The organism is uncultured Maribacter sp., from assembly GCF_947496775.1.
Taxonomy (GTDB): domain Bacteria; phylum Bacteroidota; class Bacteroidia; order Flavobacteriales; family Flavobacteriaceae; genus Maribacter_B.
Window position 1 is genome coordinate 1 of the sequence record NZ_CANMDU010000001.1, and the last position, 15,307, is coordinate 15,307.

The following is a 15,307-nucleotide window of genomic DNA, read 5'->3' on the forward strand; positions in this document are numbered from 1 at the left end:
GCTACGGATGCTTTAATTGATAACAATATTGCTATAACTAATGATGGTGGGCTTACTGGTGTTACTATTAATAACGACGGTACTATTGTTATTCCAGCAGGAACTACTGAAGGTACTTACACAGTTACCTATTCTATTTGCTTAACAGCTAATAATACTATCTGTGATACAGCTACAGTAACTATTGATGTGCAAATTGATTCTGACTTAGATGGTATAATTGACGCCATAGACATTGACGATGATAACGATGGTATTTCCGATTTAGATGAATCTAATGGTATAGACCCAAGTGCCGATGATGATAATGATGGAGTTCCTAATTATTTAGATGATGAACCTAGTAATCCTTTAGTAGGAGATACTAACGGCTCGGTTGAACCAGCATATGATTTTGATGGTGATGGTATTCCTAATCATTTTGATATCGATGCAGACAACGATGGTATTCTAGATGTTAACGAAGCCGGTAATGGAGATTTAGACACCAATAACGATGGTGTTATTGATTCTAATGATGATGGATTTAGTGATACAACTGATAACGGTCAAGCAGATAGTACAGAAGGTACAACGCCTACTAATACAGATGGTACAGGTAATGCAAACTTCTTAGATATCGATGCTGATGATGATGGTATTCCTGATAATGTAGAAGCACAATTAACCAGTGCATATACAGTTCCTGCTGATGCTTTTGATACAGTTGGTTTGGATACAAACTATCCAGGCGGATTAACCCCTGTGGATATAGATGAAGATGGCACGCCTGATTATATAGACTTAGATTCTGATGGCGACGGTATTGATGATGTTATAGAAGCTGGTCAAGGTACTATAACTAATCCTAACGCCGATGCCGATAATGATGGACTAAATGATGCTTTTGATGATACTCCAGCTAACGATGTAAACAATGATTTAGATACTGGTGCAATAGCTACAGATAATGACGATAACCCAACTACTACTGAAGTAGATTTTAGAGAAATTGCAGATAGCGATGGTGATGGCGTATTAGATACTACCGAAGAAGAAGACGGTACAGACCCACATGACCCTTGTGATTATGTTATTACAAGTGCAACTCTTCCTGTGTCAGGAGACTATTTAGTAGCAGATTGTGATGGTGATGGTGTTACCAATGAACAAGAAATCGCGGATGGTACAAACCCAGAAGACCCATGTGATTATGATAGATCCAATGTTACATTAGCACAAACAGGAGACTATTTAATATCCGATTGTGATGGTGATGGCGTTTTAAATGAAACAGAACTTATGGACGCTACGGACCCAGATGATCCTTGTAATTTTATAGCCACTAGTATTACTGTAGAAAGATCAGGAGATTATTTAGTAGCAGATTGTGATGGTGATACCATTAGCAACGGTCAAGAAATGGAAGATGGCACTAACCCTCAAGACCCTTGTAATCATATTGGTGGTACAGTTCCAGACGGTATTGCTTGCGATATAATTTTTGAGAATGATCTTGTAGACCCAAATATAACAGATGGCATATTTAAAATAACAAATATTGAAGCCTACCCAGATAATACAGTAAGAATATATAACAGATGGGGAGTATTAGTTTTTGAAACTCAAGGTTATGACAATGGTAGTAATGGCTTCCAAGGAATTTCCAATGGAAGAGCTACTATTCAGCAAAATGAGAAGCTACCTGTGGGCATATACTACTACGTGGTAGACTATATGAACCTTGGGCAAGCTAAAAAGAAAGCTGGTTACCTATACATTAACAGATAAAAAACTAATAAAACACATACCATAAAGCATAATAATTATGAAAAAAATATATATAACCTTACTGCTAACCTTAACCTCTATTGGCGGGTTAATTGCTCAGCAAGATGCGCAGTATACACAATATATGTATAATACCATGTCCGTGAACCCTGCTTATGCTGGTTCTCGTGGAGTATTTAGTATCACTGGACTACACCGTTCGCAATGGGTAGGTCTAGATGGTGCGCCTACTACACAAACCCTAAGTTTTAATACTCCTGTCTCTAAAAGAGTTGGGGTTGGTTTATCTATTGTAAATGATGAAATTGGTAATGGAACCAATCAAGATACGTATTTCGATGCGGTTTTCTCATATACCATTCCAACATCAGATTCAGGCAAACTATCCTTTGGTTTAAAAGCTGGTGGACATTTATTAAATATTGATTTTAATAAATTACGTAACTACAACCCTGCTCTTAATCCTGCTGGATACCAAGATATTGACAGAAAATTTTCGCCCAATTTTGGCGCTGGTATTTATTACCATACCGATAAATTTTACGCAGGATTATCAGTCCCTAATTTCTTAAAAACAGAGCACTTCGATTCTTCAGGGCAATCCACAACAGGGTTAGCGCAAGAACGTCTAAATCTATATTTTATAACTGGTTACGTTTTTGACCTTAATCCTGATTTAAAATTTAAACCTACCGTTCTTTTAAAAGGAGTACAAGGAGCACCTTTACAAGTAGACCTTTCTGCTAATTTTATGCTACATAATAAATTTACGTTAGGAGCTGCTTATAGATGGGATGCTGCCTTAAGTGCCTTAGTTGGCTTCCAAATCTCTGACCAATTTATGGTTGGCTTAGCATATGATAAAGAAACTACAGAATTAGGCAATACAGCCTTTAACGATGGTTCTTTTGAAGTTATGCTTCGATATGAACTTAAAACTAAATACAAAAAAGTAATAACCCCAAGATTCTTTTAATAGCTACCAAGATGAAAAAAATTATATATACATTCCTAGGATTAGCTACAATGACTGCTGTGGTTAATGCGCAAGAAAAGAAAATAAACAAAGCCAATCAAAATTATAAGGATTATGCCTATGCTCCTGCAATTGATTCTTATGAAAAATTGATAAAAGATGGGTATTCCAAAGAAGAAATTTTTAAAAATTTAGGAAACGCAAACTATGTAAATGCCAATTACCAAGAGGCAACCAAATGGTACGAGCAATTGTTTCAATTAGAAAACACTTCTATTGACCCTGAATTTATGTATCGTTATGCGCAAACTCTAAAATCTTTAGAAAAATACGTTGAGTCTGATGTATGGATGCAAAAATTTAAAGCTGCTAATGCTCAAGATCAAAGAGCTATTAAATTTGGTGAAAATCTAGAGTATTTAGACAATATAGAAGCAAATTCCAATCGATATGATATTAAAAATTTAGCAATTAACTCTAAAGAATCGGACTTCGCTCCTTCTATGACTAATGAAATGTTAGTATTCTCTACTGCTAGAGATAGCGGTTTAACATCTCGTAAAATTCATGAATGGAACAACAAAGCCTTTTTAAACCTTTACAAAGCAACTGCTAACGAACAAGGAGATTATGTTTCTGCTTCTAAGCTCTCTAAAGCTCTGAACAAAAAAACACATGAATCCTCTACCGCTTTTACAAAAGATGGTAATACGGTTTACTTTACTAGAAATAATTCTGAAAATGGAAAATTCTCTAGAGACGAAAATGGAGTTAGTAGATTAAAAATTTACAAAGCTACTTTAGCAGAAGGAGAATGGATTAATATTACAGAACTACCTTTTAGTGGAGATAATTATTCTGTAGCCCACCCTACTCTAAACAAAAATGAAACGAAACTTTATTTTGCTTCTGATATGCCTGGAACTCTGGGAGAGTCTGATATCTTTTTTGTTAACATAAATCCTGATGGTTCTTATAGTGCTCCTGTGAATCTCGGAGAAAAAATCAATACAGAAAGTAGAGAAACTTTTCCTTTTATTACGCAAGATAATAAATTATACTTCGCTTCTGACGGACATCCTGGTTTAGGAGGGTTAGATGTCTTTGTAACTAATTTAGAAAATAGCCACAAACCTTCTATAGAAAATATAGGAAGACCTATTAATTCCGAAGAAGATGATTTTTCTTTTATTTTTAATGAAGAAACTAAAAAAGGTTTCTTTGCCTCTAACCGAGACGGAGGCCAAGGAGACGATGACATATACAGTTTTATTGAAAATAAAGCATTAGACTTAAATTGTCATATTAAAATTGCGGGTGTTATAAAAGACATGGAAACTGGAGCTCTTTTAGCAAAAGCAGAAGTTATGGTTTGCAATGGTGCTAATGAAATTATCACTAAAGGAATTACAGGAAATGATGGCTCTTTTTCTTTAGATGGAGATTGTGCTAAAGGCGATTACAAATTAGTAGCCACTAAAGAAGATTACAACCAAGGAGATAAAATGTTTGCAACTATTGCCGCTAAAGATATTACAGATGTAGAACTCTCCCTAGAAAAAACAAGAAGAGCCGCTCCTATTGGAACGGATTTAGCTAAATACTTAGATATTGTCCCTATTTACTTTGACTTTGATAAATCTTTTATCAGAGAAGATGCTAAAGTTAGTATGGAAAAAGTATTGGCATACCTTAGAGAATTTCCAGAAGTACATGTACAAGTACGTTCTCATACAGATTCTCGCGCAAATGACTGGTATAATGAAGGGCTTTCTGTACGTAGAGCTAAATCTACTGCTGCCTATCTCATTTCACAAGGGATTGCCGAAGAAAGAATATCGCACAAAGGGTTTGGAGAAACAGAACTCACCAATGAATGTAGTAATGAGGTTATTTGTTCTAAAGAAAAACACCAAGCAAATAGACGATCAGAATTTATTGTAGTAAAATAAGTATTAAGAGGTCTGTAGATAAATACGCAAAAGTAAATACCTTCAACGGATTAAAATTATGTGTTTTAAAAGGTTACCATTGTTAGTTAGAGCGGAGTCGAGAACTATTCGTTAGTTCTAAATAGACTTCGACTCTGCTCAGCTTAACATTTGCTCAAAATTTGAGCTGTAACATAGGTAGCTATTTATTGACCTCTATAAGTATTAACAAGCATACCTAAAAAAGGGAGAACACGGTTGTGTTCTCCCTTTTTTGTTTCTAATAAAATCCACATCATATCTTAAACAAAATCTATTTTTTATTCAAGCAAAGAGTGGTAATTTTGAACCATCCTTTTTTTTCTAAAGAAGATGCATTTATGAAGGAAAATAAATCTGTTATATATTGGCTCTTTACGGGTTGTATCCTAATATTTATTATGGTATTAGTTGGTGGGATAACAAGGCTAACACACTCCGGGCTTTCTATATCTAACTACAACCTTATATCTGGCACACTGCCACCATTAAATGCAGAAGAATGGCAAGAAGCTTTTGATTTATATAAACAATTCCCCGAATACCAAAAACTTAATTCTCATTTCGCAATAGAGGATTTTAAATCTATCTTTTTCTGGGAATGGTTACATCGTTTTATTGGGCGTTTTATTGGCATTGTATTTATAGTACCTTTTGTGTACTTTTTAGTTCGCAAAAAGCTAAATAAGGCAACCTTAAAAAAATGCCTTCTCTTATTAGGAATGGGTGCTTTTCAAGGATTTCTTGGTTGGTATATGGTTAAAAGTGGTTTAGTAAATAGACCAGATGTTTCTCATTTTAGATTAGCAGCCCACCTTATAACCGCCTTTATAACTTGTGCCTATAGTTTTTGGGTAGCATTAGACTTAATATACCCTGAGAGAAAACCAGCAGTACCAGGACTAAAAAAAATATTACAAATTGCTTTACTCCTATTAATCACTCAAATAATTTGGGGAGCTTTTGTTGCAGGGTTAGATGCTGGTTTTATACATAATTTCTGGCCCTCTATGAGTGAAGGAAAATTAATACATGAAACAGTTTATATGGAGCAACAACCCTTCTTAAAAAATTTTATCGAAGGTAAAAGCGGTGTTCAATTTATACACAGGTATCTTGCCTATATTGTTGTTGCTATTATAATATACATTCGCGTTAAATCCAAAGGAATAACAACAACAGAATTACAAAAAAGAGGAATTCAGTATTTAGTTATATTAGTACTTATACAATTTGCTTTAGGTGTTTTTACCTTGCTTTTAGCAGTTCCACTATGGTTAGGTATTGCCCATCAGATTGTTGCGTTTTTACTTTTAGGAGCAATGACCTTTACTTTACATAGATTCTCTAAATAATAAGTAATTATTGTAACTTTGCCTATTCACAAATTATAACTAATGATTTATAAGGTAAGAATAATTCTGGATGCCTCCGAAGATATTTTTAGAGATATAGAAATAGAATCTCATGTATCTCTTGAAGATTTTCATAACGCCATAACTCAAGCATTCGGGTTTTTAGGTAATGAAATGGCTTCTTTTTATACCTGCGACCAAGAATGGAATCAAGAAGAAGAAATTGCTCTTTTCGATTTAAGCGAAAGTGGTTCTGACGTTCGTTTAATGAATGAAACCTTTGTTGAAGATATTCTTTCTGTAAAGACACCTAAACTTATTTATGTTTATGACTTTTTAAGTATGTGGACCTTTCTTATAGAATTGGCTGATATTGTGGATAAAGAAGATGGAAGAGCATACCCTAATCTTCTTTTTAGCTTTGGTGAATTACCCGAAGCACCTCCAGAAAAGAAATTTGAAGCAGAAAAAGACCCGTCTAATTTTGATTTTGATGATTCTATCGATAATTACGACGATTTAGATTTTGACGAAAATTGGAATTAATCTCTTGTACATTTAGTCTCTTTAAAGATTACAATAAATTAACCAAAAATGAACACTACCATTTAGTATGATTAACTTATACCCTGCTCAAATAGAAAGTATTTCTTTACATCGTGTTGGAAATAAAAATAAAGGCGAAGGTCTTTTTCTTTCTACCGATGCCTTTGGTTTAAACGATGAAACTACAGGATTATTAAAAGAATACTTTTTTAAACCTTTCAGAGAAAAAGAAGAAAACTATTTTAAACTATCTAATGAAATAGATGTTGAGTTTAATGAAATATATAAAATAGTTTCAGATATATTTATAAATCCATCTAGTCTTCACTCTAATTCTAAAAGAATTGCGACTCATTTATTTGAACAATCAAACCATCCACATATTAAAAGTGGTGAAGTTTATGTTGCTCATTTGTCTAATATAATGTTAGATAATGTAAAAGTAGAAGCTATAGGCATATTTAAAAGCGAGCTTAAGCACGATTTTCTTCAATTTGAAGAAACGGAAGACAATCTTAACATTCTTGTACAACAAGGGATAAACATTAATAAACTAGATAAAGGTTGTTTAATTTTCAATACAGCTAAAGAAGAGGGCTTTAAAGTTTTATCTGTAGACAGCAATAGATACGACACTAAGTATTGGTTAGAAAACTTTTTAGGGGTAGAGGCCTTAGCGGATGAAAATTTCTACACCAAAAATTATATTAAATTTTGTCAAGACTTTGCTAAAGATGTGGTTTTACCTGCTGAAGATAAGCAGCAAGAAGTTCTTTTTATGAATAGAGCTGTAAATCATTTTGCTAAAAACGACGAATTTGAAGAAAGTAGTTTCTTAAATGAAGTAATGGAAAACCCAGAATTAATTCCAGAGTTTAAAAACTATAAAGTAGATAAAGGGCCTAAATATAGTATCGAAGATGTTTCTACCTTTGATATAGCTAATAAAGCTGTTTCTGACGCTCGTAAAAAAATCAAAAATGTTATTAATTTAGATACTAACATTCAAATTAAAATGGACTTCATAAACCCGGAATCTGCAGAAAAATTCGTAGAAAAAGGATGGGATGAAGAAAAACAAATGTATTATTACTTAGTATATTTTAACAAAGAAGAAAAAAACTAAGAAATTGCAAAAAAAATAAAAAGGCTTTGTAATAAAAAACTAATTACAAAGCCTTTTTTGTTTAGTATTTACTTTGTATAATTTGATTCATACTTACATCTTCATAATTTCTTTTTACAAAATCTAAGCCCAATTCTAAAATCTCTCCCATTGAATTACACTTTTTAAAATCCATATCTAATATAAGCTCGTAAATAAGATCCTTTAACATGGCAATGTTTTCTGGAATAGATATAGAATCCTTTTTACAAATTTCCACAAGTCTTGTTAACCTTCCTTCCCAACTTATTATCCGCTTAGCAACTATAGACCGTTCTTCTACCTTATACTGATCAATAGAATTCTTTTGCAGTTTTTTTCGCACTAATTCTACCATTAAAAAGTTTTCCTTAAAAAATTGCGGCCTATATACTTTTAATTTCCCCTCAAAACATTGCTGATCAAAATCAATTGCTCTTATTTTGTATACTACGTGGTCAAAATCGTGCGTGGGTACAATAACATAGTTATAAGAACGCATATCGCCAAGTAGCCTAATCATACATCGTTCATTAAACTTTACAAACTCTTTTGCAAGTTGCGCTTTCTCTGATTCTGTACACTTAGGCAACATCTCTTTTATAAAAAAATCCCCAGGAATACCTGCTATATGCTCTTCTATTAAAGTATCTTCATGCACTAAAAAATTTAAATTATAAGGAGACAACATATGCTCCAATTCTAATCCGTAAATTCTAGAAGCATCTGTTTTTTTTATATAAAAATAGGTGAAATTATCATTTAAAATATTCCTTACTTTTATACGAAAAGGCTTAGAATTACCAAACGTACAATAATCTACTGCATCTACATTTAAATACTGAATAATAGCGTCACTACCATCAGAATGCAAAATAGAATATACCTTTTTTAAACTCAAATCTATCTCTTGCCGTTCATATTCGGAGTAATACACTCTAATCCATAAGGTATCTACATCATTAACATCGTAAACCGAAACAGAACCAGAAAAACGGAGTAAGTCTTCATAAAAAATAGGAATCTCTATTTTTCTATTATAATTTTCCAAATAAGCATCTAACTCCCTATTAACAGGGTAGGCTGGTTTCTTTTTCGACATCAATTTCTCATCAGACATACTTCTACTTTTTTAATAAAACTAAAGATACAAGATATTTCACCATTGTAATTTACAGATTGACAACATTTTATTTTGTAGGAATTATACTACCATTATTTTAGTGCCAACTTTAAACAAAAAAAATGAAATTTAAATATATACTTTCATGTCTATTTATCTTATTCATTACTTCTACATATAGTCAATTAAGCGATCTTCATTATTTACCCCCATTAAAACAGAATAGAAACAACCAAGCTATTCAGCAACAAGCAATATATTTATCCACTCCAAATAGTACTGCTTTTAACGTACATGTTTATCAAGGAACTAATACAACTCCTATTACAACTTTTTCCTTATCAAAAACAACTCCAATAACTTATACACTTGGAAATGGGGACAACAATATAACCTTAGTTACCAATACCAACACTGGCGTTATACTATCTAAAAGCGGTTTAAAGTTCGAAGCTCCATCTGGAGAAAAGTTCTACGTTAACTATAGAGGACGTTCTAACTCTCAGGCCACTTCTCTTACTTCTAAAGGCAGGCCTGCTCTTGGTCAAAACTTTAGATGGGGAGGCCCTCCAATACGCGCTAACCATAACACTATGAGTTCTTCTTTGGGTATAATGGCTACAGAAAACAATACCGTAGTAGATATTTTTGGATATGATACCAATTGCGAATTTAGGTTGCAAAGCGACGCCGATGGCATTACGGCTAATACAATTCAAATTACCTTGAGCGCAGGTGAAAGCTTTGTTTTAGAAGCTATTAAAAATCAGGCTACAGCAAACATTGATGGCTGGTTAGGTGCTACAATTACATCTAACAAAGATATTGCAATTAGCAATGGAGCGTTAAATTTTGGAGTTAGGTCTACTAGTGCTTCACGGGATGCCGGTATTGATCAACCAGTACCCACTAATAGTATTGGAAGAGAATATGTTTTTGTTAGAGGAAATGGAAATAATGAAAATGAATTCCCTTTAATTATTGGCACTCACGACAATACCGATGTATTTATTAATGGATCTACTACTCCAATAGCAACTATTAACAATGGCGAGTATGTAGAAATACCCGGTTCTCATTATTCAGGAACCTCACGAGGTCACAATATGCTTGTAACCACTTCTAAAGATTCTTATGCTTATCAAGTTACATCAGGAGCTTCTGGCATTCATACTGTGGGGCTAAATTTCATAGCCCCTGTAAACTGCTTACTTCCAGATACAATGGATCATATTACAGATATAAGAGATATTGCTGGTATTAACGCTACTGGAGGTATAAGTTTAATAGCGTCTACCTCAACCCCAAATGCAAACATTATTGTTACTGACAATACAGGAGTTGTAACACTTCCTAATCCTATTCCTGTAACTGGAACAGCAGACTGGAAAACATTTTTTATTAGTGGTTTAAATGGTAATGTAACTATTGAATCCACAGGTCCAATTGCAGTAGGTTTTCTTGGTTTTAATGGCGCCAGAGGAATTGCTGGTTATTTTTCTGGTTTCGACACTGTACCAGATGTTAATTTAGAAATTACAGGAAAGAATTGTCTACCTGGTAGTGAAATAACGATTATAGGTGGAGAATTTGATAATTATCAATGGTATATAAATGGTACAGAAATTATCGGAGCAAATAGTAAAACATATATTCCGATAAAACCTGGAGATTATTACGTAGAAGTAACCAAAGGTTCCTGTTCATATCCTAGCAATATTATTCATGCTAATATATGCACCATTATAACTAACAGAAGAATAACATATAGAGTCAAACAATAATAAATTTCTTTTTACACTAAAAAATTGTAACAAAAATAAATTTGACTCGTCTTGTTACCATAATCCTTCTAAATAGAAATTAAATTGGAAAATATTCTTACGGTTACCAATCTCACTAAAAAATACGGTTCGCTTACTGCGGTAAAAAACCTTTCTTTTACTATTGAAAAAGGAAATGTTTATGGTATTCTTGGCCCCAATGGCAGTGGAAAGTCTACTACCTTAGGAATTGTATTAAACGTTGTAAATAGAACCGAAGGAGAGTTTTCATGGTTTAATGGAAACTCCTCTACTCATGAAGCACTTAAAAAAGTAGGCGCAATTATTGAAAGGCCTAATTTTTACCCTTACATGACGGCTGTTCAGAACTTAAAATTGGTCTGTAAAATAAAAGATGTTTCGCAAGAAAAAATCGAAGAAAAACTAGAACTAGTCGGGTTACTAGACAGGAAATACAGTAAATTCAGAACCTATTCCTTAGGTATGAAACAGCGCTTAGCTATTGCTTCTGCCCTACTGAATGATCCTGAAATATTAATACTAGATGAACCTACAAATGGATTAGACCCACAGGGAATTCACCAAATAAGAGAAATCATTAAAAAAATAGCCTCGCAAGGTACTACTATACTTCTGGCTTCTCATTTATTAGACGAAGTAGAAAAAGTCTGCAGCCACGTGGTTATTTTAAGAAAAGGAGAAAAATTATACGCAGGTAGCGTAGATGGTATGCTTACTAGTCATGGTTTTTTTGAGTTAAAAACAAAGGAACCCGAGAAATTAAAACAAATTCTAGAAGAACATAGTAGTTTTGGAGAAATAAAATATGATGACGGATTGATTACTGGTTTCCTAAAAGAAGAATTAAATGCAGAAGTTCTAAACCAAACACTTTTTAAGAAAGGGATTGTACTATCACATTTAGTAAAAAGAAAAGAGAGCTTAGAGGAACAATTCTTAACCTTAACAAAAAACCAAGCCAATTAATCCATCCGAAACAAAAAGCATCATGATACGATTACTACACATAGAATTCATAAAACTCTGGAATAATAGAGCAAGTAAAGTTTTGGTTATTACCTATTTTGCATTACTTACTTCTATTGCATTGATAGCAGCCATTAAATTTGATATAGGACCAATAAAATTTCATTTAGCAGAAGTCGGCATTTTTAATTTTCCTTACATATGGCATTTTAACACTTTCGTAACCGGTTTTTTTAAACTATTCTTAGCAATTGTCATTGTTTCTATGATGGCTAATGAATATAGTAACAAAACAATTAAACAAAACCTAATAGATGGTTTGTCTAAAAAAGAATTTATACTATCTAAATTTTTAACCGTAATTACTTTTGCTATTGTATCTACTATATTCGTTTTCTTTGTTTCTTTAATTTTAGGACTTATATATTCAGATTTCAATGAGCTCTCTATAATATTTTCTGATTTAACATTTGTATTTGCTTTTTTTATAAAATTAATTGGCTTCTTTTCTTTTTGTCTTTTTCTAGGTATTTTGGTAAAACGTTCTGCATTTGCCTTGGGGTTTTTAATAGTTTGGCAAATTTTAGAAGGAATATTCAGAGGCTTAATTCGTTGGAAATTATTTGATGCTAACGCCACGGATACTGTTATGGGGTTCTTCCCATTGCAATCTATGTTTAACTTAATTAAAGAACCTTTTACTCGCTTAGAGGCAGTACAAACAGTTGCAGACCAAGTCGGAGAAAAAATATCTTTGAATTACCACACCCACTGGTATGAAATATTAATAGTACTTGCTTGGACGGCAATATTTATTTACTCCTCTTATGCTTTACTAAAAAAGAGAGATCTGTAAATTACATAGTTAAAAAAATTAGTATATTGTGTTGTTATCCAACACAATGAAAAATATTATATTTTATATTGTTTTCTTTTTTTTCAATCCCTTTATACTACAAAGTCAAGGAGAGACTTCCAATTGGTATTTTGGTAACAATGCAGGTATTCATTTTAATAATGATGGTAGCGTTACAGCTCTCACTGATGGTCAATTAAACACTCTAGAAGGGTGCGCTACAATTTCAGACAGCCAAGGAGATTTATTATTTTATACCGATGGAAGTCGGGTTTACAATAGAGATCATAATTTAATGGAAAACGGAAGTGGGTTATATGGTAACACCTCTAGCACCCAGTCCGCAATAATTATTCCTCACCCAGAAAGTCCTACTATTTATTACATATTTACGGTTGACGTTACTTTAAACAATGGCGAAATTGATGAGGGATTAAACTATTCAATAGTAGACTTGAGTTACAATAACGGTAACGGTACAGTTCTCCAAAAGAACATTAATCTTCTTCAAGATTGCTCAGAAAAACTTTCGGCTGTTATAAAAGATTGTTCTAGTAAATCTATTTGGTTAGTGACATTAGCCTCGGAGAATGGCCAGCAAAATACTTTTAACACCTATCATGCTTTTGAAATAAATGCAACAGGTGTTGTACATAATTCTGTAAAAAGCACATTTAACGATATAGCCATTGAGGACCCTAGAGGCTATTTGAAATTTTCCCCTGACGGAAAAAAAATAGCTAGCGCGAACATGCGTTCTGGTCTCTATTTATATGATTTTGATGACGCAACAGGTATTTTTTCAAATCAAGAACAAGTTGTAATTGCAGACGAGCACAAAAATGCCTACGGGATTGAATTCTCTGGTAATGGAAATTTCCTATATGTTCATACTTCTAATGATATACAAAATCGAAATCAAATTACTGATCATGCATCTTCTTTACTTCAATTTTCACTGGATGAAATAAACAGTAACGGTTCAGAAGTAGTTCTACATAAAGATGCTATTTACAGAGGAGCTTTGCAATTAGGAAACAACGGAAAAATATACAGGACCATTGCAGCAAACTACCTTAACGGCATACCTCAATTAGGGGTTATTAACGAGCCAAATAAAAAAGGAGAGGACGCAAGCTACCTACATAATGCCATATCCCTTGCTGGAAGAAACGGAACTCAGGGACTACCTCCATTTATTCAATCTTTTTTTAGTACAATTGACCTGGTAAATAATGAAGATGGTACTTCTTCTGGCGGCTTAACAGTTTGCGAAGGAGAGCCGTTTAAATTTGAAACTGATTTTTTTCCGGGAGCCACCTATAATTGGAAAAAAGATGGAAACCCATTTGTAAACCCAGACAACAACATATACGAAATTGATGTTTCAGAAGAAATTGATGCTGGTCGATATACCGTGGAAATTGTTCCCCTAGATTCTAGAGAATGTATAATATACGGAGAAGCAGTTTTAGCCATAAACCCTTCACCTGCTATAACTACATTAACATTAACCCAATGTGACACCGGACCTACAAATATGTTAGACGGTATTACTTCATTCAATCTAAATCAAATAAATCAGCAAAGTGATTTGGTGTATACGTATTATGAATCTGAAGCAGATGTCCTAAACAATCTACCCATAGACAACACGACAAACTTCGTAAACACCAATCCGTATAACCAAACGATATACTATAAGGTGAGTAATAAATCTAATTGTAGCGTTACAGGAGAAATTAAACTTAATGTCACAGATGTTGATTTGGCCTTTAACAAACATTCGTTCTATACATGCGATGAAAACCCTGAAGATTCTGTTTCGGTAGGAACTTTTAATTTAGAAACCATAAGAATTAATAATTTTCCAGGTCAAAACATCGAGTTTTACCAAAACTTAGAAGACCTCTCATTAGAAAAAAATGAACTTCCAGATTTATTTACCTCTGCACCTGTAGTTGTATTTGGGAGAATAGAGAATAATAATCAATGTCAAGATATTTTAGAAATTAATTTAGAAGTAGACCCATCCCCTTTATTTCAAATGGAAGAATCTTATACCATTTGTCTAAACGACCCATTCCTATCGATAAATGCACCTCTAGGATTTGATTCTTACACTTGGATTAAAAAAAATGAAAACTCAGAAAGCAATATTGGTACAGGGGAAAATATAATAATTACGGAACCTGGCGCTTATATACTTGAAGCAAATTACCACTATAACCAATTAAATTCGACTATTCGTTGTCCCAGCAAAGTAGAGTTTAAAGTTGTTCCCTCGAATATTGCAAAAATTGAAAATGTAAATATTAAAGATATTTCAAAAAACAATACTCTTATTATTGAAGTTTCTGGTCCTGGAAATTATGAGTATTCTATAGATGGTATAGAATTTAGGGACGATAATTTTTTTAGCAACGTTCCTGCTGGTTTTAATACTGTATTTGTAAAAGACAAAAACGGATGTGGCATCTCTAAAAAACTTATTTCTGTAGCTGGTTACGATAAATTCTTCACCCCAAATGAAGACAACAAGAACGATTTTTGGGAAATTAAGGGCTTAAAAAATATAACCTATGTCCAAATCTTTGATAGGTATGGACAATTAATAGCTTCATTAGATCCGCAGAACGCTAAATGGGATGGTACTTCAGGAAATATAAAGGTGCCTTCCTCGGACTATTGGTTTAAAGCCAAACTTGAAGATGGGCGCGAATTTGCAGGTCATTTTACTTTAAAACGTTAATTCCTTAGAAATAGACCTACCCTAAAAAAATAAAACATTTCTTA

11 protein-coding genes are annotated in these 15,307 nt (G+C 33.2%); 10 read left to right on the forward strand and 1 reads right to left on the reverse strand.

Going from position 1 to position 15,307, the window contains the following annotated elements:
- The 6 genes from Q0856_RS00005 to Q0856_RS00030 form a co-directional block, all read left to right on the forward strand.
- Positions 1-1,770: gliding motility-associated C-terminal domain-containing protein (locus Q0856_RS00005; protein WP_298501470.1), on the forward strand; the 1,770-nt coding region annotated here is incomplete at its 5' end.
- A gap of 37 nt (positions 1,771-1,807) precedes the next feature.
- The gene (locus tag Q0856_RS00010) at positions 1,808-2,746 is read left to right on the forward strand and encodes a type IX secretion system membrane protein PorP/SprF (protein WP_298501472.1); all 939 of its coding nucleotides are present in this window, start codon (positions 1,808-1,810) and stop codon (positions 2,744-2,746) included.
- 11 nt (positions 2,747-2,757) lie between these two features.
- Entirely contained in the window at positions 2,758-4,698 is a 1,941-nt protein-coding gene (locus Q0856_RS00015; protein ID WP_298501474.1) for an OmpA family protein, read from the forward strand.
- Positions 4,699-5,057: 359 nt separating this feature from the next.
- Positions 5,058-6,071, forward strand: coding sequence for a COX15/CtaA family protein (locus Q0856_RS00020; RefSeq protein WP_298501476.1), 1,014 nt, complete (start codon positions 5,058-5,060; stop codon positions 6,069-6,071).
- 42 nt (positions 6,072-6,113) lie between these two features.
- Positions 6,114-6,617, forward strand: a complete 504-nt coding sequence (locus tag Q0856_RS00025; protein ID WP_298472653.1) for a hypothetical protein — start codon at positions 6,114-6,116, stop codon at positions 6,615-6,617.
- Positions 6,618-6,684: 67 nt separating this feature from the next.
- The gene (locus tag Q0856_RS00030) at positions 6,685-7,743 is read left to right on the forward strand and encodes a nucleoid-associated protein (RefSeq protein ID WP_298501477.1); all 1,059 of its coding nucleotides are present in this window, start codon (positions 6,685-6,687) and stop codon (positions 7,741-7,743) included.
- 61 nt (positions 7,744-7,804) lie between these two features.
- Here Q0856_RS00030 and Q0856_RS00035 read toward each other — a convergent pair whose 3' ends face one another.
- Positions 7,805-8,881 carry a hypothetical protein gene (locus tag Q0856_RS00035; RefSeq protein ID WP_298472658.1) on the reverse strand — a complete coding sequence of 359 codons (1,077 nt, stop codon included), beginning with the start codon at positions 8,879-8,881 and terminating at the stop codon, positions 7,805-7,807.
- 125 nt (positions 8,882-9,006) lie between these two features.
- Between Q0856_RS00035 and Q0856_RS00040 the strand changes: the two genes are divergently transcribed.
- The 4 genes from Q0856_RS00040 (at position 9,007) to Q0856_RS00055 (ending at position 15,263) form a co-directional block, all read left to right on the forward strand.
- Positions 9,007-10,668: an IgGFc-binding protein gene (locus tag Q0856_RS00040; RefSeq protein ID WP_298501479.1), complete on the forward strand. Its 1,662-nt coding sequence runs from the start codon at positions 9,007-9,009 to the stop codon at positions 10,666-10,668.
- A gap of 84 nt (positions 10,669-10,752) precedes the next feature.
- Positions 10,753-11,655 carry an ABC transporter ATP-binding protein gene (locus tag Q0856_RS00045; RefSeq protein ID WP_298501481.1) on the forward strand — a complete coding sequence of 301 codons (903 nt, stop codon included), beginning with the start codon at positions 10,753-10,755 and terminating at the stop codon, positions 11,653-11,655.
- A gap of 22 nt (positions 11,656-11,677) precedes the next feature.
- Positions 11,678-12,511: an ABC transporter permease gene (locus Q0856_RS00050; RefSeq protein WP_298501483.1), complete on the forward strand. Its 834-nt coding sequence runs from the start codon at positions 11,678-11,680 to the stop codon at positions 12,509-12,511.
- A 46-nt stretch (positions 12,512-12,557) separates the two neighbouring features.
- Positions 12,558-15,263 (forward strand): T9SS type B sorting domain-containing protein, encoded by a 2,706-nt coding sequence (locus Q0856_RS00055; RefSeq protein WP_298501484.1) that lies wholly within the window; start codon positions 12,558-12,560, stop codon positions 15,261-15,263.
- The last annotated feature ends 44 nt before the right edge of the window (positions 15,264-15,307 follow it).

Bases quoted from the DNA above. Each gene is read 5' to 3' on its own strand.
- Q0856_RS00010 (WP_298501472.1), top strand. From the start codon at position 1,808: ATGAAAAAAATATATATAACCTTACTGCTAACCTTAACCTCTATTGGC.
- Q0856_RS00015 (WP_298501474.1), top strand. From the start codon at position 2,758: ATGAAAAAAATTATATATACATTCCTAGGATTAGCTACAATGACTGCT.
- Q0856_RS00020 (WP_298501476.1), top strand. From the start codon at position 5,058: ATGAAGGAAAATAAATCTGTTATATATTGGCTCTTTACGGGTTGTATC.
- Q0856_RS00025 (WP_298472653.1), top strand. From the start codon at position 6,114: ATGATTTATAAGGTAAGAATAATTCTGGATGCCTCCGAAGATATTTTT.
- Q0856_RS00030 (WP_298501477.1), top strand. From the start codon at position 6,685: ATGATTAACTTATACCCTGCTCAAATAGAAAGTATTTCTTTACATCGT.
- Q0856_RS00035 (WP_298472658.1), bottom strand. From the start codon at position 8,881: ATGTCTGATGAGAAATTGATGTCGAAAAAGAAACCAGCCTACCCTGTT.
- Q0856_RS00040 (WP_298501479.1), top strand. From the start codon at position 9,007: ATGAAATTTAAATATATACTTTCATGTCTATTTATCTTATTCATTACT.
- Q0856_RS00050 (WP_298501483.1), top strand. From the start codon at position 11,678: ATGATACGATTACTACACATAGAATTCATAAAACTCTGGAATAATAGA.
- Q0856_RS00055 (WP_298501484.1), top strand. From the start codon at position 12,558: ATGAAAAATATTATATTTTATATTGTTTTCTTTTTTTTCAATCCCTTT.